The following is a 19,711-nucleotide window of genomic DNA, read 5'->3' on the forward strand; positions in this document are numbered from 1 at the left end:
CATGGCACGCAGGCTTTTTGTCCTTGCACTGGTTTTCCTGACTGCATTTGCCAGCCTTGCTGCGGCGCAGGACACACCCGTCGGGCCGGATTACGATCTATGGACCCAAACCGCTGACCGGGCGGAAGGGGTGATTGATGCCGAGCGGGCATCAGACCCCGCCTTCGAAACGCTTCGCGCTCAACTCGTTGAATTCCGAGAACAGTTTCGCGTGGCGTCGGGCACCAACTCAGCCCGTATTGCAACACTTCGCGCGCAGATAGAGGCGCTTGGGCCAGTGCCTGAGGATGGCAGTGCCGAACCTGATGCCCTGGCAGCACAACGGGCCGATCTGGGCACACGGCTGGCCGAAGCAGAAGCGCCCGGCCGCCGGGCCGAGGCGGAATTGCGCCGCGCGCAGGGCCTGATTGGTGAGATTGACCGGCTGTTGGCGTCGCGGCAGGCAGGCGCGTTGTTGACGTTGGAGCCATCACCGATCAATCCGGCCAACTGGCCAGCGGCCGTTTCGGCGGTTTTTGCCTATCTCAATGCCCTTGCGACAGAGAATTTGCGGCTCTGGAGCTCGCCTATCTATCAGGCGGAATTCAGTGAAAACATCCCGCTGGTTCTGCTCTATCTGTTGGCAGGAATTGTGCTGATCCTGCGAGGCTGGCACTGGGTTGGCCGGATAATGCGCCGCCCGGTGGAGCTGGAGGAAAGCTCTCCCACTGCGCGGTTATCGGTGTTCTTCCTGTCTATGGCTCAGCACGGGTTGCCGGCGCTTGGGGTGATCGCGCTTGCGCAGGCGATCGAGGAAAGCAGTTTCGTGGGTTTGCGCGGATCCGTGATCCTTGCAGCGATCCCGCAGATTGCCATTACCGTCGCGGTCGCCATCTGGATCGGGCGCCAGGTGTTTCCAGCAAGAGAATCCGCAGCACGGCCGTTGAACCTGCCAGATTTCCGGCTGGCCAGGGGGCGGCGCACAGCGGGGTGGCTTGGCCTGTTGATGGGCGTGTCTCAGCTTATGGATGCGATTGCTGAAAGCGAAGGCTTCCAGCCTGCTGAACGGCTGGTGATCTTCTTCCCGGTGGTGATCCTGACAGGTCTGCTGCTGGCCCGTTTGGGGCGGTTCCTGATCCTGCACGCTCAGGCCCAGAGCAGGGTTGAAGACCCCGCCAGCTTGCGCACACGCATCTTCGGGCTGATCGGTCGTGCGGTTGTGCTGCTTGGCTTTGCGGGGCCGGTTCTGGCGGGGGTAGGGTATTTCACCGCCGGATCCAGTTTCTTGTTTCCGGCGGTTCTGTCGCTGTCTCTGCTGGCGCTTCTGGGGGTTTTGCAGCGGCTGGTGGCGAACGTTTATGGCGCGTTGACTGGTCGGCAGGAAGGGCTGGATGAGGCCCTGACACCGACGCTGATCGGCTTTCTTCTTACCTTGGCGTCGGTCCCGCTCTTTGCGCTGATCTGGGGGATGCGGCAGGCGCAGCTTCTGGATCTGTGGGAACAGTTGATCCTTGGGTTCGACCTTGGCGGAATCCATATCAGCCCGCGCAGCTTTCTCAGCTTCGCGATCGTGTTTGTGATTGGCTACACTGCGACCCGTCTGATCCAGAGCACCCTGCGCAATTCCGTCCTGCCCAAAACCAAACTGGATGCGGGCGGGCGTAATGCGGTCGTGACCGGCACTGGCTACGTGGGCATATTCCTGGCGGCGTTGATCGCCATTACAGTAGCTGGGATCGACCTTAGCTCTATCGCCATTGTCGCCGGTGCCCTGTCTGTTGGCATCGGTTTCGGTCTTCAGGCCATCGTGTCGAACTTCGTCTCGGGCATCATCCTGCTTGTCGAACGCCCTATCAAGGAGGGCGACTGGATCCAGATCGGGTCAACGGCAGGCTATGTCCGTGAAATCTCGGTCCGCTCCACCCGGATTGAAACCTTCGACCGGTCCGATGTGATCGTGCCCAATGCCGACCTGATTTCCGGTGTTGTCACCAACATGACCCACCACAATGCGACCGGGCGGGTGATCGTGCCGGTTGGCGTGGCCTATGGCACGGATACGCGGCAGGTCGAGACGATCCTTCGCGAGGTGGCCGAGGCGCATCCGATGGTGTTGATGACACCGCCGCCCAATATCGTGTTCCAGGGCTTTGGTGCTGACAGCCTGAATTTCGAGATCCGGGCGATCCTGCGCGATGTGAACTGGATGCTCAGCGTGAAAAGCGACATGAACCACGAGATTGCCAAGCGCTTTGCAGACGCGAAGATCGAGATCCCCTTCGCACAGCGCGATATCTGGATCCGCAATCCCGATGCGTTGAAGACCACAACCGCCCTGACCGGGGCGGAGAATGAAGACGACGGAGGCGGCACGAACACGTCCCCGCAAGAGGAGCAGCCCTGATGACCAAGCAGCTATTCATGGAAGACGCCTATCGCAAATCCTCACCCGGCACGGTGGTTCGGATCACGGACGAGGGCGGCGTGGTTCTGGATGGCTCACTTTTCTATGCGCAGGGGGGAGGGCAGCCGGGAGATAGCGGTACGCTCGATTGGGCTGGTGGCCGGCTGCGCATCGCCACCACGGTAAAGGGTGAGAACGGCGAGATCGTGATGGTCCCCGCCGAGGCGGGCGAACTGCCGCCCGTCGGTGCAAAGGTGGAACAGCGGCTCGACTGGGACCGGCGATTTGCCCATATGCGCGTCCACACGGCGTTGCACCTTCTGTCGGTGGTCATTCCGCTGCCCGTTACCGGCGGGGCCATCTCCGCCGAAAAAGGCCGGCTCGATTTCGACATGCCAGAGGCGCCCGACGATAAGTTGATCCTTCAAGGTCAGCTCAATGCCCTCATTGACCGCGACCTGCCAGTTACTGAGACCTGGATCACGGACGCGGAACTGGAAGCCAATCCGGGGCTGGTCAAGACGATGTCGGTCATGCCTCCCATGGGTGCTGGCCGGGTGCGGCTGGTGCGGATCGGCGAAGAGGGCAAGAGCCAGATCGACCTGCAACCCTGCGGCGGCACCCATGTGCGGCGCACGGGGGAGATCGGCAAAGTGACCCTTGGCAAGATCGAGAAGAAGGGCCGTCAGAACCGCCGGGTGAGTGTTATTCTGGCCGAGTGATCCATGGGGCGGGTATCGGGCGGGGAAAGTCCCGTCTCCAGCCCCCTTTTCATGGGGCCCTCAGCGTGCCGACGGTGGGGCTGCACCCTTTGCACCCCCTCCAAAGGTAGTTCGCCCCCGAGGAAAGATCAGACGATCCAAGGGATAAACGGGTAGAGCAGGGCGATGCCGATCGGTCCAAGCGGAAGAAGCCAGGGCGCAATAGCGATCTTGACGGGCAGAGGCGCAAGGTCTGCGCCGCGCTGACGGTCTAGCATTGGGGCTGCGGCCAGGATCAGCAAGACCGCAAAGAACAGGCAATGGGACCAGCGTCCATAGTCGACACCAAGCACGAAGAGCGCAAGGGTAGCGACCGGGGCAAGGAAGAGCAGGTCCAGTGAAGCGCCGTTTTGCCGGTAGTGACGATAAAGCAGCAGCAACGGCACCAGCGCCGCATAGGCCGCAATCAGATAGTGAAGCGGTGCGAAGCCACGGGCAGGTTCCAACAAATCCCGGCTCCAGACAGATGCGGCGAGATTGGCTTCGGGTGGCAGGGCTGCGGCCAGGTCAGCCTCGGTCCCGCCCCAAAGCACAAGCGCAACAGCCGCGGCAAGGGCAGGCAGGGCGATGGTGATGGCATCTATCACCGACCTCCGCAGAGCCAAGGCACAGACAACCGGAACGCCATAGAACAGCACCGCCTCATGGACCAGCATCGCGAGCGTGACCAGGATTGCCGCCAGCCACGCACGCCCCTTCAGAACCGCCGCCACAGCGAGTGCAATCAGCACAAAATTCACATGGTCGAGCCGCGCCATGTCGTAGCCCAACTGCATCATGCCAACCGGGGCAATCAGCACCGCGGCGGCAAAGAAACGCTGGCCGGGAATTGCGCCGGACACCGGCAGGAACAGGCGAGAGGCAGCCAGCGCCAGCCCCAGGCAGATAATAAGATCAAGCCCCATCATCACGCCGTATTCGGCCAGGCCCCCATCAGGAAGCGCCGCGAAGATCGGGGCGATGGCAGAGCCCACAAGCCCACGGCGCAGAAAGCCGAACTCTTGATAGCTCACATGATAGTGGGTCATGTTCCAGACCAGCGCATCGGGGGGCATCCCAGACAGGGCCCACCCCATCAGATGCGGGCTGGCGCCGATCAGCCAGGCCAGCATGGCCAGCAGGACAAAGCCGTTCTGGCGTTCCTTGTTCCAGTCAATTGCCATTTGCGCCTGCCTTGTTCCCCGAAAGGCCCCCGGATGGGCAGAGCTTAGGGATTTATTCCCGGATGACAAAGGTTTCCGGGGAAACGCTTAGTCCGCATTGCGGAAACCTTGGCCATAAATCAGGAAATGCAGCCCGATGCGCGCACCTGCGTATATGCTGATCAAAGCAATCGGGGCAGAGACGCTGAGCACCGAGAAAGCGGATAGACCCTGTCCGATGGAACAGCCCCCCGCAAGAACGGCCCCGACACCCATCATCGAGGCGCCGACAAGCTGACGGCCCAGTTCACGGGCGTCGTCGCACGCTTCCCACCGGAAATGACCAAGCCTTGTGTTGCCAAGAAAGGCCCCGGCAACCACGCCCACGACCGATCCGATGCCAAAGGTCAGGGCGGATCCGCTAGAGGTCATGGCGTAGAGGATCGTTTCTCCGATTGGGGCGGCGAAGGTGTGGTCCACGACCGGGATCGCGTCGAAACTATGAAAATTCAGCCATTGCATCAGCCCCCAAGTGCCGGCGATGGTCAGGCCCACGATCGTTGCCCAGATGGCATGGACGCGAAACTGGGACCAATCCGTGCCGCGCAGGGCCAGCCCCGTCAGGATTGCAGCGACAATAGCCGCCGTCGCCAGAGGAGGCAGGCCGGTGCCGGTTTCGATCAAGTGGGCGATGCCTGATGGTGTCTCAGACGTCTGGTTTGGAAACAGGGCAAGTCGCAGCTGCGCCAGCGGGCCAGAAATGGTGGCATAGGCCGCAATCCCCATCGTCACCACCACAACGCCCGAGCGGAAATCGCCGCCGCCGATCCGGGCCAGAGCGCCAAAGCCGCAATTGCCGGCAAGCGCCATGCCGACCCCGAACATAAGACCGCCCACAATCGCTCCGGTGATGGTCCACGCGCTCAGGTAATGAACGTCCTCCGGGTTCAGCAGCCCCGCCGCCATCATCAGGTGGCTGCCAAGGACCGCCACAGCAAGCGCAATACCCCACATGCGCAGCCGGTTGTCATTGCCGCCGAAAGTGGCGTCCTCGATCGCAGCAAGCGAACAGAACTGCCCGATCCGCGAAGCAATTCCAAGGATGATGCCTGTCGCCAGCCCGATCAGGGCGGCAAGTCCGGCGTCGGAAATCTCTGGCATCAGGCGTCCTCCCAAACGCTCCGAGCCACCTTCGGTCAGGCCTCCGGTTTCTCGGGACTACAGAACATCTCGTAGACGAGTTCAAGAATTCTCACCGCGCGTTCGTCGCACAGCCGGTACCAAATCAACTTACCCTCGCGGCGGGTTGCCACCAGCCCCTCCAACCGCAACCTCGCCAGTTGCTGAGACACGGCAGCCTGGCGCGCATGCAGCAACTGTTCAAGTTCGGTAACGGATTTCTCTCCGGTGGCAAGGTGACACAGGATCATCAGGCGGCCTTCATGGCTGACAGCCTTGAGCAACTGGGCAGCTTCGGTTGCATTTTGGGCAAGCCGCTCCATCACGTCGTCCTCAAGGTCCGCTAGCTGCGCCGGGAGCCCCATAAATCGTCGTCCATTCCAGTTTGACCGGGTCGGTTGCGCCATTTGGTGCGACTGCTAGGCATATGGACCGATTGAGCTGCATTAGTCCAGCGTTTACAAAGCTTTTCAGGCAAAATGCGAGCGATTTCTCTGATGCTTGACTGGAGATTGGGCAATTTGTGAGATGCACGCTAAGGTTGCTACGCCCGCCGATCAGTGGATATGGCAGAGCGGCATTCATTGCGATACGGCGGCTGCGCGATGCTCTGTGAGCTGACGCGACAGCAGTTCCATTTGCATCCAGAACAGCTCATCTCCCACATAGCCCTCGGCCCGGGCGATTTCTTGTCCGCCCTCGAACAGAACGAATGTCGGTGTGAAGACGACGCGGGCCGCAAAGGTCAGGTCTTCTGGCAGGTCTTGGAGATCGACGATACGCAGAGGAGCGGTTTCAGCGAATTCTGTCAGTGGGTAGATCTCACCCACATCCGCGTGCCAGCGGCTGCAATAAATGCAGCCATCCTGTTCGACCATGACAAGCGCGGTATCTGCGGCGGCAAATGTCGTCAGGCCCACGAAGGTGGCAAGCGCAGTGGCAAAGATCCTGGCAGTCATTGGCATACTCATGATTGACGCCTCTTACACATAATGTATTTTGAATGTGTGAATATGGCAAGTGCGGGGGAGGGCAGGCGCGTGTTCGACATCAGCTTTGGTGGCGCGGCCCTGGCAGGGCTACTGTCGTTCCTGTCACCCTGTATCCTACCCATCGTGCCGTTCTACCTGTCTTATATGGCGGGGATGAGTGCCGATGATCTGGCCGCCGCCCGCGAAAGCCGTGGTGCAAGCCGTCAGGCAATTATTCCCGCGATAGCCTTCAGCCTTGGAATTCTGACCATCTTCATGGCCCTCGGCATGGCCGCGTCCAGTTTCGGTCAGGCGGTGCGCGATGCAATGCCGGTGCTGCGCTGGATTGCGGCGGCGATCATCCTTGCCATGGGTCTGCATTTCCTTGGCGTGATCAAGATTGGGATCCTTTACCGCCAGCTGCGCGCCGATAATCAGGTGCAACGCGGCAGCGGTATCGTCGGGGCCTATGTGATCGGGCTGGCCTTCGCCTTTGGCTGGACACCCTGCGTGGGTCCGGTTCTGGCCGCGATCCTGTTCACGGCAGCCGATGCAGGCACCGCAACGAAAGGCGCGATGCTGCTGATGGTTTACGGGCTTGGGATGACGCTGCCCTTCATCATCGCGGCGGCTTTCGTGGGGCCGTTCATGCGCTGGATGCAGCGCTTTCGCCGCCACATGGGCAAGGTCGAGAAGGGGATGGGCGTGCTGCTGATCCTCTTCGCGGTGCTGATCGCCACGGATTCCGTCAATGTCGTGGCGCAGTGGATGATTGATTATGGCCCGGACTGGACGGGCATTGGATGAGCATGTTCAGGAGGAACGTTGCATGAATCGGTGGATTTCAGGAATTGCGGGTCTGGCCTTAGGTGTCGCGATGGCATTGCCGGTGATGGCAGAGCTCGACGATAACGGCCTGCATGTGGAACCATGGATCGAGGAGACCTTTCTCGATCTTCGTGAAGATCTGGGCGATGCGAATAGCAATGGCCAACGGTTGCTGATCCTCTTTGAACAGCGCGGCTGCATCTACTGCAACGAGATGCACGAGAACGTCTTTTCGCGTGAAAACATCGCGACGATGCTGGATGAGGACTTCTTCGTGATCCGGCTCAACCTGCATGGCAGCCTTGAGGTGACCGACTTTGACGGCGAGGTGATGAGTGAGCGCGACATAGCCCGCCGGTGGGGCATTCTGTTTACGCCGACTCTGATGTTCATGCCCGAGGAGGTGCCCGAAAATCAGACCGCCATTCAGGCAAGCGTGGCCACCATGCCAGGCGCTTTTGGCGGTTGGACCACCTTCAACCTGCTCAACTGGGTGCAGGAACATGGCTATGACGGTGACGAGGGTTTCCAGCGCTATCATGCGAGAAGACTTGCAGAAATGGGGATCATCGAGTGAGGCTTGCCGGCAAGAGTTCGATACGTTGAATTCATAAATTCGAATTTGTTGTTGCAAGGAATCGTCCCAGCACCCTATTGTGTCCACAAGAATACAAACGGGAGGAATGGACGTGAAACTTACAGCTCTTGCAGCTGGCGTGCTTTTGATAGCCGCTCCGACTTTCGCGGACGAGGTTGCGCCAGCGGACGTGGTGTTTGGCGAATATGGTGAGGTCGAGGCCTCTCTGACCGGTGCACCGGGCGATGCTGCGGCTGGCCGCGAAGTGTTTGCAGGGCGCCGTCTTGGAAATTGCCTCGCCTGTCATCAAAACTCTGACATGGAAGATCAGCCATTCCATGGTGAGGTGGGCCCGATGCTTGACGGGGTCGGCGACCGCTGGACCGAAGCCGACCTTCGCGGGATTATCGTGAACTCTAAGAACGTGTTCCCCGATACGATCATGCCCGCTTTCTACGTGAACGAGGGGTTCATTCGCCCGCGTGAAGAATTCGTGGGTCAGACGATCCTGTCGGCACAGCAGGTGGAGGACGTCGTCGCCTACCTGATGACGCTTCAGGACTGACCCGCAGGACGAACCAGAGATCCAGGAGGAAACAGATATGAACCTGACGCGCAGACAAGCGCTGATCACGGCGATGAGCGCCGCAGCCGTGGCGGGTGTCCTGCCACGCTCGGCCATGGCAACGGCCCTTGATGATGCAATGGCTGCCTTCACCGGCGGTGCAGAAGCAGCAGAGGGCGGTGTCATCCTGACCGCGCCCGAGATCGCTGAGAACGGCAACACCGTTCCCGTAGAGGTGGAGGCCGAAGGCGCCACCCGTATCACCATTTTCGCAGCCGGCAATCCCAGCCCCGGCGTTGTGACCTTCGCCTTTGGGCCGCTGGCCGCCGTTTCGCGCGCCTCGACCCGGATCCGTCTTGCCGGCACCCAGGATGTGGTGGCCGTGGCCGAGATGGCTGATGGCAGCTACCAGATGGTTGCGCAGGAAGTGAAAGTCACCATCGGCGGCTGCGGCGGCTGAGCGAAGAGAGCAGGAGAGAGACCCATGGAAGGTGTACGCCCCCGCGTTCGTGTCGACAATGCCTCCGAGGCCGGAGAAACTGTCGAAGTTAAAACCCTGATCAGCCACCCGATGGAATCGGGCCAGCGCCGCGACGGCGATGGCAACACGATCCCGCGCCAGATCATCAACCGCTTCACCGCCGAATATAACGGCGAGATGGTGATCGACGTGACGATCGAACCGGCTGTATCGACCAACCCCTATTTCGAGTTCGACGCCACCGTGCCCGAACCCGGCACGTTTACCTTCACGTGGTATGACGATGATGGGGATGTCTACACGGCAACCGACGATCAAAGCTTCTGATCGCTGGCATCCAGAAAACCAGAATATTAGGGAGGACCAAGATGCCAGGAAATGCACGCAAAGCCACGATGGCGGTACTGCTTGCCGGTACCGTAATGGTGGCACCTGCTCTCGGTGACGAAAGCGCCGAACTGGTGATTGACGGACAGGTGTTCGTCACTCGGACGGAAGCGCCCGAGCATATGGAATATGTCGACGAGATCATCTCGGGTTGGGTCTTCCGATCGGCAGAAACACAGGCCGTCCAGATGGACGACTTTGACAACCCCGGAATGCTGTTCGTCGACGAGGGCCTGGACCTGTGGAACGAGGTGGATGGCGAGGCCGGGGAATCCTGTGCATCCTGTCACGGCGACGCAGAGTCGATGGCCGGGGTCCGCACACAGATGCCGCGTGTCAATGCAGACGGCGAGCTGTGGGCGATGGAAGACTACGTCAACAACTGCCGGACCGAGCAAATGGGCGCCGAGGCCTGGGGCTGGGAAAGCGGCCCGATGCTGGCGATGACAACCATGATCTCGTACCAGTCGCGCGGCCTGCCGATGAATGTGCAGATAGACGGCGACGCCCAGGAATACTGGGAACAGGGCCGGGATCTCTACTACACCCGCTTTGGCCAGCTGAACCTGTCCTGCGCCAACTGCCACGAAGACAACTATGGCACGATGTTACGGGCAGACCACCTGTCTCAGGGCCAACTGAACGGCTTTCCGGTTTACCGCCTGAAATGGGCCGGTGTCGGATCCATCCATCGCCGCCTGCGTGGCTGCATCAACGATACGCGTGCGACCAGTTTCGCCCGCGGTTCGGATGAGCTGACAGCGCTGGAGCTTTACGTCTCCTCGCGCGGGAACGGTCTGTCGGTCGAGGCCCCCTCGGTCCGCAACTGACATCAAGAAGACCCGCTAAGGGCTTGAAAACACGAAGATAGCCCCCGGCCACTGGCCGGGGGGTCAATGCCCACATGCTTGCAAAACGGAACTGACGCATGATTTCCCGCCGCGAATTCCTCCAGGCTTCGGTTGCAGCTTCTGCCATTCTGGGGGCCTCTGGCACCGGACGGTGGGGCCGCCTGGCTGCCCAACAGCGCCTGATGACCCAAGATGACCTGCTGAACATGGAGGCCGTGGGCAATGTCACGCTGATCCATATCACCGACATCCATGCGCAGCTGAAACCGATCTATTTCCGCGAACCACAGATCAATCTGGGCGTGGGCGAGGTGAACGGGTTGCCGCCCCACGTGACCGGCGCGGATTTCCTGAACCTGTACAACATCCAACCCGGCAGCCCCGAGGCCTATGCGCTCAGCTACGGCGATTTCGAAGCTCTGGCGGCGAATTACGGTCGGATGGGCGGTCTCGACCGGGCTGCGACCGTGGTCAACCATATCCGCTCGGAACGCCCCGGTGCGCTGCTCCTGGATGGTGGCGATACCTGGCAAGGCTCGCTGACCGCGCTTCGGACAAATGGCGGCGACATGGTCCGCGCGATGAACGCGCTTGGCGTCGACGCCATGACCTCGCATTGGGAATTCACCCTTGGCATCGACCGGGTGACAGAGATCGTCGAGAACGAGATGAACTTCCCGTTCCTGGGCGCGAACATTTTCGATTCCATGTGGGACGAACCGGCCTATGAGCCATACCGGATGTTCGAACAGAACGGCGTCAGCATAGCCGTGATCGGGCAGGCCTTCCCCTACATGCCGATCGCCAACCCAGGCTGGATGTTCCCGGACCTGTCCTTCGGTATCCGCGAAGCGCGCGTGGCCGAGATGGTCGAGGAAGTGCGCGGGGCAGGGGCCGAGGTGGTCGTTCTGCTCAGCCACAATGGCTTTGACGTGGACCGCAAGCTGGCCAGCCGCGTGCCCGGCATCGACGTGATCCTGACCGGCCACACCCATGACGCGCTGCCCGAACCTGTGGTGGTGGGCAGCACTCTGGTCATCGCGACCGGCAGCCACGGCAAGTTTGTCAGCCGCCTCGACCTCGACGTGCGCGACGGCGGGGTGCAGGGCTATGGCTATCGCCTGATCCCGATATTCTCGGACGTGATCACCCCCGATGCCGACATGGCGGCGCTGATCGACGCGGAACGCGCCCCCTACGAGGCGGAACTGGGCGAGGTTCTGGGCCAGACCGCCAACACGCTTTACCGTCGCGGCAATTTCAACGGCACCTGGGACGATCTGCTGTGCCAGGCGATGCTGGGAGAACGCGACGCCGATATCGCGCTGTCGCCGGGCTTCCGGTGGGGCACCAGCGTCCCCGCGGGGCAGGACATCACCAAGGAAGAGCTCTTTAACGCTACGGCGATGAGCTATCCGAATTGCTATCGCAGCGAGATGACGGGCGAGTTGATCCACACGATCATGGAAGATGTGGCCGACAACCTGTTTAACACCGATCCCTATTACCAGCAGGGCGGTGACATGGTTCGCGTTGGTGGCATGGGCTACCGCATCGATATCAGCCAACCGCAGGGCAGCCGGATCAGCGACATGACCCTTTTGCGCACGGGTGAGCTGATCGACCCTGCCTCGACCTACACGGTTGCCGGATGGGCCAGCGTGAACGAGGGCACCGAAGGCCCGCCGATCTGGGAAGTGGCCGAAGCCTATATCCGCCGCGTCGGCACCGTGGACATTCCGCCCAACCAGTCGGTGATCGTGACCGGGGGCTGAATGAAATGAGCAACAAAAGATTTACAGACGAAGCTGAGCGGAGGACGGACATGACCGACAGCCCCCACAATAACGGCACGACCCGGCGCGGGTTCCTTGCGGGAACCGCCGTGGCCGGGGCAGCAGCCATTACTGGAACCGCAGCACGGGCAGATGCGCCCGATCCGGCGATCACCGAGGTGCAGCCCTGGGCGCGATACCTTGGCGAAGGCGTCGATGCGCGGCCCTATGGCCATCCCTCGGAACACGAGGCGCATGTGGTGCGCCGCAATGTGGAATGGCTGACGGCTGATCCGATTTCTTCCGTGAACTTTACGCCCATCCATGAACTGGACGGGATCATCACCCCCAATGGCCTCTGCTTTGAGCGTCACCACGGTGGCATCGCGGAAATCGACCCGGCCCAGTATCGACTGATGATCAACGGTCTCGTGGATCGCGAGCTTGTCTTCACGCTGGAAGACCTGATGCGCTTCCCCCGTGAAAACCGCGCCTACTTCCTCGAATGCGCGGCGAACTCTGGCATGGAATGGCGTGGCGCGCAGCTGAATGGCTGCCAATACACCCACGGCATGATCCACAACGTCATGTATACCGGTGTTCGCCTGCGGACCCTGCTGGAAGAGGCCGGTGTGCAGCCAGAGGGCGAATGGCTGCTGGCCGAAGGCGCCGATGCCTCGGCGATGACGCGTTCGATCCCGATGGAAAAAGCGCTGGATGACTGCATGGTTGCCTTCAAGATGAACGGCGAAGCGCTGCGCCCCGAACAAGGCTATCCGGTGCGCCTGGTCGTCCCCGGTTGGGAAGGCAATATGTGGGTGAAGTGGCTGCGACGGCTTGAGGTCGGTGATCAGCCCTGGCACCACCGGGAAGAGACGTCGAAATACACCGACCTGTTCGCAGATGGCCGCGCGCGCCGCTTTACCTGGGAAATGGACGCCAAGTCGATCATCACCAGCCCCAGCCCGCAAAAGCCCATCACTCATGGCCCCGGCCAGATGGTGCTGACCGGTCTGGCGTGGTCCGGTCGCGGGACCATCCCGCGCGTGGATGTGACGCTGGATGGCGGCATCAACTGGCACGAGGCCCGCATGGACGGTCCCAGCTGGGACAAGTCGCTGCACCGCTTCTACTACGATTTCGAATGGGACGGCTCGCCGATGATCATCCAGAGCCGGGCGCATGACAGCACCGGCTATGTGCAGCCGACCAAGGACGAGCTGCGCGAAGTGCGGGGCGAGAACTCCATCTACCACAATAACGGCATTCAGACCTACGCCGTGGCAGCCGACGGGAGCGTTGAAAATGTCGAAATCGCTTAAGTTTCTGCTGACCGCCGCCACGCTGACGGCCCTTGGGGCAGCGGCAAGCGCACAGACCTATGGCCTGGGCCGAGAGGCGCTGCCCGAAGAGGTCGCCGCCTGGGATATCGACATTCGCCCCGACGGGCTTGGCCTGCCAGAAGGATCGGGGTCGGTTCTGGACGGAGAGGAAGTGTTCCTCGAGCTTTGCGCGTCCTGTCATGGTGACTTTGCTGAAGGTGCTGGCCGTTGGCCGCCTTTGGCGGGCGGGCAAGGATCTTTGGCTTCGGAAGATCCGCTGAAAACCATCGGCTCCTACTGGCCGTATCTCTCGACCGTGTGGGACTATGTGCACCGCGCCATGCCCTTTGGCGACGCACAGTCGCTGAGTGATGACGAGGTTTACGCGATCACCGCCTTCCTTCTCTACATGAACGATGTGGTGACGGATGATGAGTTCGTCTTGTCCAACGAGAATTTCGGCGACATCGAAATGCCGAATGTGGACGGGTTCTACATGGATGACCGCGAAGAAAGCCCGCTCTGGGGCGCGCGAGAGGTCTGCATGACGGATTGTGCTGAAAGCGTGGAAATCACCATGCGGGCCAACATCCTTGATGTGACCCCGGATGACGCCGCTGCGCGTGAAGCGCGCGAAGCTGGTGGGGCGGAAGCGGGTGAAGAAGCTGCGGCAGAGGAACCAGCCGAAGATCCCAATGCGATCGACATGGAATTGGCCGAAGCTGGTGAACGCCTGTTCCGTCAATGCTCCAGCTGTCACCAGGTCGGTGAGGGGGCGCAGAACCGGACCGGGCCATTGCTGACGGGCATCGTTGGTGCCGCAGCCGGCCAGGTGGAAGGCTTCCGCTACTCCAACCCGATGCAGGCGGCTGCCGATGAAGGGCTGATCTGGACGCCGGAGGAGCTGCACGCCTTCCTTGAAAACCCGCGCGCCTATATGCGCGGCACGCGGATGGCCTTCCGTGGGGTCGGAGATGAGGCGGATCGTGCCGCCATCATCGAATACCTCCGCTCGGTGGAGTAAGCCAGATGGTGCGCAGGGTCCTGCTTCCGATCCTTGCAACCCTTGCCGGGGCCCCCGTGGCCCTGGCGCAGGAGGGTGACGCGGAACGCGGCGCGGTTCTGTTCCGGCAATGCAATTCCTGCCACGTGGCAGAGCCGGATGGTCCGTCCCGCACCGGCCCCAATCTGTTCGGCGTCGTGGGACGCGTTGCAGGCTCGTTGGAGGGCGTGCGCTATTCCCCCGCTATCCGCGAAGCGGGGGAGGGCGGGTTGATCTGGACGGTGGAAACCCTGGACGGGTTTTTGCAGGATCCGCGCGGCTACATCCCCGGATCAAGGATGAGCTTTCGTGGAGTGCCGGACCTCCAGGACCGGATGGATGTGATCGCCTATCTGACTGGTGATGCGCCGGTTGTTCATTCCTCGGAACTAGGGCGGCTGTCGCCCGAAGTGTTCGCCATCGAGGGCGACGTGGAATACGGCGAATACCTGTCCTCCGAATGCGTGGCCTGCCACAGCGCAAGCGGCAGCGATGAGGGTATCCCGGTGATCACCGGGCTGGAGCCCGAAGCATTCATTCTCGCCTTGCATGATTACCGCGACGGCCATCGGGACCATCAGGTGATGACCACGGTGACCGCAAGACTAACCGACGAGGAGATCGCCTCGTTGGCGGCCTATTTCGCCCTGTTGGAGGAATAGGGCCAACACCCGCTTGAATGGGTGAGTGATACGACAGCAGAAGTTGGGAGGCTTCGACATGTTTATGAACAGACGCTCATTTCTAGGAACAACAGCAGCAGTGGCCGGGTCATTGGCCGCCCCCGCCGTTCTTGGCCAGGCCCGGCCGCGTGCGGTCGTGATCGGTGGTGGGGCAGGCGGGGCAACCGCCGCGCGCTACATCGCCAATGACAGCGACGGGATGATCGACGTCACGTTGATCGAGCCAACGCGCCACTACTACACTTGCTTCTTCTCGAACCTCTATCTGGGCGGCTTCCGCACCATAGAGTCGCTTGGCCACAGCTACGGCACGCTGGCCGCCGATTATGGGATCAATGTCGTCCACGACTGGGCCACAGCAATTGATCGCGACGCGCGAACCGTGGCGCTCGCGGGGGGTGGGTCGGTTCCCTATGACCGGCTCATTGTCAGCCCCGGGATCGACTTCAAGGATGGCGCGGTGCCCGGCTGGTCCACCGCCGCGCAGAACCGGATGCCGCACGCATACAAGGGCGGTTCACAGACCGAACTGCTGCGCGCGCAGCTGGAAAACATGCGAGAAGGCGGCACCTTCGCCATGGTCGCGCCGCCCAACCCCTATCGCTGCCCGCCGGGGCCGTATGAGCGGGTGTCGATGGTTGCGCATTATCTCAGCCAGAACAATCCGACTGCGCGGATTCTGGTTCTTGATCCGAAGGAAACCTTCTCGAAGCAGGCGCTGTTCGAAGATGGGTGGGCGCGGCACTATCCTGGCATGATCGAGCGGATCGGCCCCGATTTCGGCGGCGACAGCGTGGAAGTCCGTCCCGACAGCATGGAAGTTGTCGTCGATGGACAGGTTGAGGCGGTCGATGTCTGCAACGTGATCCCGGCGATGCAGGCGGGCAGCATCCTGCAAAACGCGGCCCTGACGGAAAGCGATTGGGCCACGGTCATGCCCGCGACGATGCAGTCGGTGATGGATGAAAACATCCATGTCCTGGGCGACTCCGCCCGTCAGGGGGCGATGCCGAAATCGGGCTTTGCCGCGAACAGCCAGGCCAAGGTTGCCGCGATGGCCGTGCGCCATGCGCTGACAGATAGCCGCCTGTTCCCGGCGCGGTTCTCGAACACCTGCTGGTCGCTCATCGGCACCGATGACGGCATCAAGGTGGGGGCGACCTATCAGGCGGGCGAAGACCGGATCGAAGCGGTCGATACATTCATCAGCCAAGTCGGAGAAAGCGAGGAGGTCCGGGAAGAGACCTATCGTGAATCGATTGGCTGGTACGACTCCATCACCTCAGACATGTTCGGCTGAGGGGGCACTATCCGGCCTCGCGGCAGGATGCTGCGGGGCCATTTCATGAACCCGGAAAGGATCAGAAGATGAAACAGTTTGCTCTTGCAGCCGCCCTGACAGCGGCCACCGCCACCGGCGCGTTCGCGCAGCAGGCCGTGACCTATCCTTTCGATGGCAGCTTTGAGGATGCGGCCTTCGGCGTGGAAAGCGCCATCGTCGGACGCGGCCTTGTGATCGACTACACCAGCCATGTGGGCGAAATGCTGGAACGCACGCGTGAGGATACCGGAAGCGACGTGGTGCTGTTCGACGAAGCCGATATCTATCTTTTCTGTTCGGCCGTGATCTCGCGTCAGGTGATGGAAGCCGATCCGATGAACATCGCAAATTGCCCCTATGGCATCTTCATAGCCAGCATGGAGGGCGAGGTCATGATCGGCTACCGGTCGATGCCGGAAGAGTCTATGGCGCCAGTAATGGCCCTGCTGGATGAACTGGCGCGAGAGGCAGCCGGTCAATGACATCTGACCGCTACGATACGCTCTTCAGGGCGCAGCTTGACGCCCTGAAGGGTGATGGAAACTATCGCATTTTCGCAGAGCTTGAACGCCGTTGCGGTGACTTTCCTCAGGCAAGGAACCACGGGGCGGGGGCCCAGGAGGTCACCGTGTGGTGTGGCAATGACTACTTGGGCATGGGTCAGCATCCGCGCGTGCTTCAGGCCATGCATGAGACCATAGAAGCCTGTGGCGCCGGGGCAGGGGGCACGCGGAATATCTCGGGCACAACACATGCCCATGTGGAGCTGGAACGCGAACTGGCAGACCTGCATGGCAAGGAGTCGGCATTGCTGTTCACCTCTGGCTATGTGTCGAACTGGGCGTCTCTAGGAACGCTCGGATCGCGGTTGCCAGGCTGCACGATCCTGTCTGACAGTCTCAACCATGCCTCAATGATCGAAGGCATCCGTCATGCCCGCTGCGACAAGCAGATCTGGCGTCACAATGATGTAGAAGATCTGGACCGGCGGCTGTCGGCGCTGGACCCGGATGCGCCCAAGATCGTGGCCTTTGAAAGCGTCTACTCGATGGATGGCGACATCGCACCGATTGCCGAAATCCTCGACGTGGCGGAGAATCATAATGCGATGACCTATCTTGATGAGGTTCATGCGGTCGGGCTCTACGGCCCGCGCGGCGGCGGCATTGCCGAACGCGAAGGGCTGATGGATCGCGTCACGCTGATCGAAGGTACGCTAGGCAAGGCATTCGGAGTTGTCGGTGGCTATGTGACGGGATCGGCCCCACTGGTGGATTTCATCCGCAGCTTTGCCAGCGGCTTCATCTTCACCACCGCGCTGCCACCCGCGATTGCGGCGGCCGCGACGGAGTCGATCCGGGTGCTGAAGGGGTTTGAAGGGGCGCGTTTGCGGGCAGCGCAGCAGCGGCAAGTGGCCCGGCTGAGGGCGCGCCTGGATGCTATGGGCATCCCGCATCAGACCAATCCCAGCCATATTGTGCCGGTCATGGTGAAGGACCCGGTTAAGTGCAAGATGCTGTCGGATATTCTTATGGACCGCTACGGGATCTACGTGCAGCCGATCAACTATCCAACGGTTCCCAAGGGAGAAGAGCGCCTGCGCTTTACGCCGTCCCCCTTGCATAGCGATGCCGAAGTGGACCGGCTGGCCGAGGCGCTGCATGATTTGTGGAGCCAATGTGCATTGGCACGGGTGGTTGCATAGAGCGATTTCGCCGCCTGACGGCGCCGATCCGCGGGTGGGGATCCCCCCCCCCGCACCCCTTGGAATATTTTCACAAAGAAGAAGGGTCAGAGACCCCTTGTCGATGGGAGAGAGTGCAATGAGCGGGATCACGCGACGGATGCTGATGACGGGGGTGGCGGGCCTTGGGGCGGCGGCGGTGATGCCGCGCTGGCTTCATGCGTCCGTGCAGCTTGGGGATTGGCAGATCGACACGCTAAGTGACGGCAATCTGGTACTGCCGGCGGATTTCATCCTGGGCCCCATGCCGGCAGAGGAGGTGGCGCCGATCCTTGCGCGGCACGGGCTGGCCGCGGGCGAGCCGCTGACGCCGCCCTGCAACGTGACGCTTCTGCGCGGGCAAGGGCGTACCGTGTTGTTCGACGCAGGGTCCGGTTTGGCCTTTCAGCCATCGGTCGGGGAATTGCCGGATGCGCTTGATGCGCTTGGGGTCGATCCCGGTGACGTGACCGACGTGGTCTTTACCCATGCCCATCCGGATCATCTTTGGGGCGCGCTGGACGATTTCGACGAGGCGATGTTCTACAATGCGCGTCACTATATGGGGGCGGGAGAGCTCGACTATTGGCGTGATCCAGAGACGGTCAACACGATCGGCACGGCCCGCCAGGCCTTTGTCATCGGAGCGGCGCGCCGGTTGGAGATCCTGGGGGATATGGTGGAGCGTTTCGAGCACGGGGACGAGGTTCTACCGGGTGTCACGGCCGTGCTGACCCCCGGCCACACGCCGGGTCATATGGCCTTTGCTGTCGGCAATATGATGATCCTGGGTGACGCCATCGGCAATCACCACGTGGGGTTCGAGGCGCCGGGGTTGCCCTCTGGTTCGGATCAGGATCAGGCGTTGGCAGCGGAAACCCGTCTGGCGCTGCTGGATCGGATCGTGGCCGATGACATGACGCTGATTGGCTTCCACCTGCCGGGTGGCGGCATTGGCCGGGCCGAGCGGATGGACGGAGCCTATCGTTTCGTGCCGGAGATCTGACACACCCCATTGACCAGCGATGCGAGGTCTGAGATGCGGAGACATGACCAGGCCCCCGGTTTCTGCCCGCATCGTTTTCGATCTAGATGGAACGCTGATCGACAGCGCCCCTGATATTCATGCCATCGCAAACGAGGTGCTGGCGTTGGAGGGATATGACCCGATCACCCTTCAGGATACGCGCCGGTTTGTCGGCAACGGGGCTGTCGTCTTCGTGGCGCGGATGCGGGGGGCTCGCAATGTGCCGGAAGCTGCGCAGGAGCGGATGTATACAGCTTTTATCGAGCGCTATGACAGGGCCGTGGGGCGCACCCACCGTTACCCTGATGTCACTGAGACCTTGCAGGCGCTGCGCGCCGCAGGGCACCGGCTGGGACTGTGCACCAACAAGCCGATTGGCCCCGCGCGCGCCGTGCTGGCGCATCTGGACCTCGACGGCTTTTTCGAAACCGTAATTGGCGGCGACAGCCTGATCGTCAAGAAACCCGACCCCGCCCCGTTGGAGGCCGCTTTTGATGCGCTTGGGGACGGGCCGAGGATCTATGTCGGCGACAGCGAGGTCGATGCTGAGACCGCAGAACGGCTCGGCGTGCCGTTTCTGCTGTTCACCGAAGGGTATCGCAAAACCCCCGCGGAAAAGCTGCCCCATCACGCGGGCTTTGACGATTACACGCTGCTGGCCGGATTGGTGGACGATCTGCTAAGGGGCTGAGG

Annotated in this window: 21 protein-coding genes; 17 read left to right on the forward strand and 4 right to left on the reverse strand. The window is 61.5% G+C overall.

Annotation, left to right across the window (positions count from 1 at the left end; translation table 11 throughout):
- Position 1: 1 nt before the first annotated feature.
- Together ACROHD_RS08385 and ACROHD_RS08390 are read left to right on the forward strand one after the other, a co-directional pair.
- On the forward strand, positions 2 to 2,383 hold the full coding sequence (locus ACROHD_RS08385; RefSeq protein WP_432677156.1) for a DUF3772 domain-containing protein: 2,382 nt from the start codon (positions 2 to 4) through the stop codon (positions 2,381 to 2,383).
- Positions 2,383 to 3,105, forward strand: coding sequence for an alanyl-tRNA editing protein (locus tag ACROHD_RS08390; protein ID WP_432677157.1), 723 nt, complete (start codon positions 2,383 to 2,385; stop codon positions 3,103 to 3,105). Before ACROHD_RS08385 ends, ACROHD_RS08390 begins: the two co-directional genes overlap by 1 nt.
- A 128-nt stretch (positions 3,106 to 3,233) precedes the next feature.
- On the opposite strand, the gene ACROHD_RS08395 is transcribed toward ACROHD_RS08390, so the two are convergent.
- The 4 genes from ACROHD_RS08395 to ACROHD_RS08410 form a co-directional block, all read right to left on the reverse strand.
- Positions 3,234 to 4,307, reverse strand: a complete 1,074-nt coding sequence (locus tag ACROHD_RS08395; RefSeq protein ID WP_432677158.1) for a hypothetical protein — start codon at positions 4,305 to 4,307, stop codon at positions 3,234 to 3,236.
- Positions 4,308 to 4,394: 87 nt separating this feature from the next.
- Positions 4,395 to 5,447, reverse strand: coding sequence for a YeeE/YedE family protein (locus ACROHD_RS08400; RefSeq protein WP_432677159.1), 1,053 nt, complete (start codon positions 5,445 to 5,447; stop codon positions 4,395 to 4,397).
- 35 nt (positions 5,448 to 5,482) lie between these two features.
- Entirely contained in the window at positions 5,483 to 5,830 is a 348-nt protein-coding gene (locus ACROHD_RS08405; RefSeq protein WP_432677196.1) for a metalloregulator ArsR/SmtB family transcription factor, read from the reverse strand.
- Positions 5,831 to 6,046: 216 nt separating this feature from the next.
- Positions 6,047 to 6,424 (reverse strand): thioredoxin fold domain-containing protein, encoded by a 378-nt coding sequence (locus ACROHD_RS08410; RefSeq protein WP_432677161.1) that lies wholly within the window; start codon positions 6,422 to 6,424, stop codon positions 6,047 to 6,049.
- Between the two features lie 81 nt (positions 6,425 to 6,505).
- Between ACROHD_RS08410 and ACROHD_RS08415 the strand changes: the two genes are divergently transcribed.
- The 15 genes from ACROHD_RS08415 (at position 6,506) to gph (ending at position 19,709) form a co-directional block, all read left to right on the forward strand.
- A complete protein-coding gene (locus tag ACROHD_RS08415) occupies positions 6,506 to 7,243 on the forward strand; it encodes a cytochrome c biogenesis CcdA family protein (protein ID WP_432677197.1) in 738 nt (245 codons plus the stop codon).
- Positions 7,244 to 7,265: 22 nt separating this feature from the next.
- On the forward strand, positions 7,266 to 7,841 hold the full coding sequence (locus tag ACROHD_RS08420) for a thioredoxin family protein (protein WP_432677163.1): 576 nt from the start codon (positions 7,266 to 7,268) through the stop codon (positions 7,839 to 7,841).
- Positions 7,842 to 7,947: 106 nt separating this feature from the next.
- The gene (soxX, locus tag ACROHD_RS08425) at positions 7,948 to 8,406 is read left to right on the forward strand and encodes a sulfur oxidation c-type cytochrome SoxX (RefSeq protein ID WP_432677164.1); all 459 of its coding nucleotides are present in this window, start codon (positions 7,948 to 7,950) and stop codon (positions 8,404 to 8,406) included.
- A gap of 37 nt (positions 8,407 to 8,443) precedes the next feature.
- Positions 8,444 to 8,866 (forward strand): thiosulfate oxidation carrier protein SoxY, encoded by a 423-nt coding sequence (soxY, locus tag ACROHD_RS08430; protein ID WP_432677165.1) that lies wholly within the window; start codon positions 8,444 to 8,446, stop codon positions 8,864 to 8,866.
- Between the two features lie 24 nt (positions 8,867 to 8,890).
- Positions 8,891 to 9,214 carry a thiosulfate oxidation carrier complex protein SoxZ gene (gene soxZ, locus ACROHD_RS08435; RefSeq protein ID WP_432677167.1) on the forward strand — a complete coding sequence of 108 codons (324 nt, stop codon included), beginning with the start codon at positions 8,891 to 8,893 and terminating at the stop codon, positions 9,212 to 9,214.
- 41 nt (positions 9,215 to 9,255) lie between these two features.
- On the forward strand, positions 9,256 to 10,104 hold the full coding sequence (soxA, locus tag ACROHD_RS08440) for a sulfur oxidation c-type cytochrome SoxA (protein WP_432677168.1): 849 nt from the start codon (positions 9,256 to 9,258) through the stop codon (positions 10,102 to 10,104).
- 98 nt (positions 10,105 to 10,202) lie between these two features.
- Positions 10,203 to 11,900, forward strand: a complete 1,698-nt coding sequence (gene soxB / locus ACROHD_RS08445) for a thiosulfohydrolase SoxB (protein WP_432677170.1) — start codon at positions 10,203 to 10,205, stop codon at positions 11,898 to 11,900.
- Between the two features lie 50 nt (positions 11,901 to 11,950).
- Positions 11,951 to 13,222 carry a sulfite dehydrogenase gene (soxC, locus tag ACROHD_RS08450; protein ID WP_432677171.1) on the forward strand — a complete coding sequence of 424 codons (1,272 nt, stop codon included), beginning with the start codon at positions 11,951 to 11,953 and terminating at the stop codon, positions 13,220 to 13,222.
- Positions 13,206 to 14,246 (forward strand): c-type cytochrome, encoded by a 1,041-nt coding sequence (locus ACROHD_RS08455; protein WP_432677173.1) that lies wholly within the window; start codon positions 13,206 to 13,208, stop codon positions 14,244 to 14,246. The genes soxC and ACROHD_RS08455 overlap by 17 nt, the downstream gene beginning before the upstream one ends.
- Before the next feature lie 5 nt (positions 14,247 to 14,251).
- Positions 14,252 to 14,926, forward strand: a complete 675-nt coding sequence (locus ACROHD_RS08460) for a c-type cytochrome (protein ID WP_432677174.1) — start codon at positions 14,252 to 14,254, stop codon at positions 14,924 to 14,926.
- 58 nt (positions 14,927 to 14,984) lie between these two features.
- Positions 14,985 to 16,247, forward strand: coding sequence for an FCSD flavin-binding domain-containing protein (locus ACROHD_RS08465; RefSeq protein WP_432677175.1), 1,263 nt, complete (start codon positions 14,985 to 14,987; stop codon positions 16,245 to 16,247).
- Between the two features lie 68 nt (positions 16,248 to 16,315).
- Positions 16,316 to 16,750 (forward strand): DUF302 domain-containing protein, encoded by a 435-nt coding sequence (locus ACROHD_RS08470; protein ID WP_432677176.1) that lies wholly within the window; start codon positions 16,316 to 16,318, stop codon positions 16,748 to 16,750.
- Positions 16,747 to 17,973 (forward strand): 5-aminolevulinate synthase, encoded by a 1,227-nt coding sequence (gene hemA, locus ACROHD_RS08475; protein WP_432677177.1) that lies wholly within the window; start codon positions 16,747 to 16,749, stop codon positions 17,971 to 17,973. Before ACROHD_RS08470 ends, hemA begins: the two co-directional genes overlap by 4 nt.
- A 118-nt stretch (positions 17,974 to 18,091) precedes the next feature.
- On the forward strand, positions 18,092 to 18,997 hold the full coding sequence (locus tag ACROHD_RS08480) for an MBL fold metallo-hydrolase (protein WP_432677178.1): 906 nt from the start codon (positions 18,092 to 18,094) through the stop codon (positions 18,995 to 18,997).
- Between the two features lie 43 nt (positions 18,998 to 19,040).
- A complete protein-coding gene (gene gph, locus ACROHD_RS08485; protein ID WP_432677179.1) occupies positions 19,041 to 19,709 on the forward strand; it encodes a phosphoglycolate phosphatase in 669 nt (222 codons plus the stop codon).
- Positions 19,710 to 19,711 lie beyond the last annotated feature (2 nt).

It is taken from the genome of Nioella aestuarii (assembly GCF_050896395.1).
GTDB classification, from domain to species: Bacteria; Pseudomonadota; Alphaproteobacteria; order Rhodobacterales; family Rhodobacteraceae; genus Nioella; species Nioella aestuarii.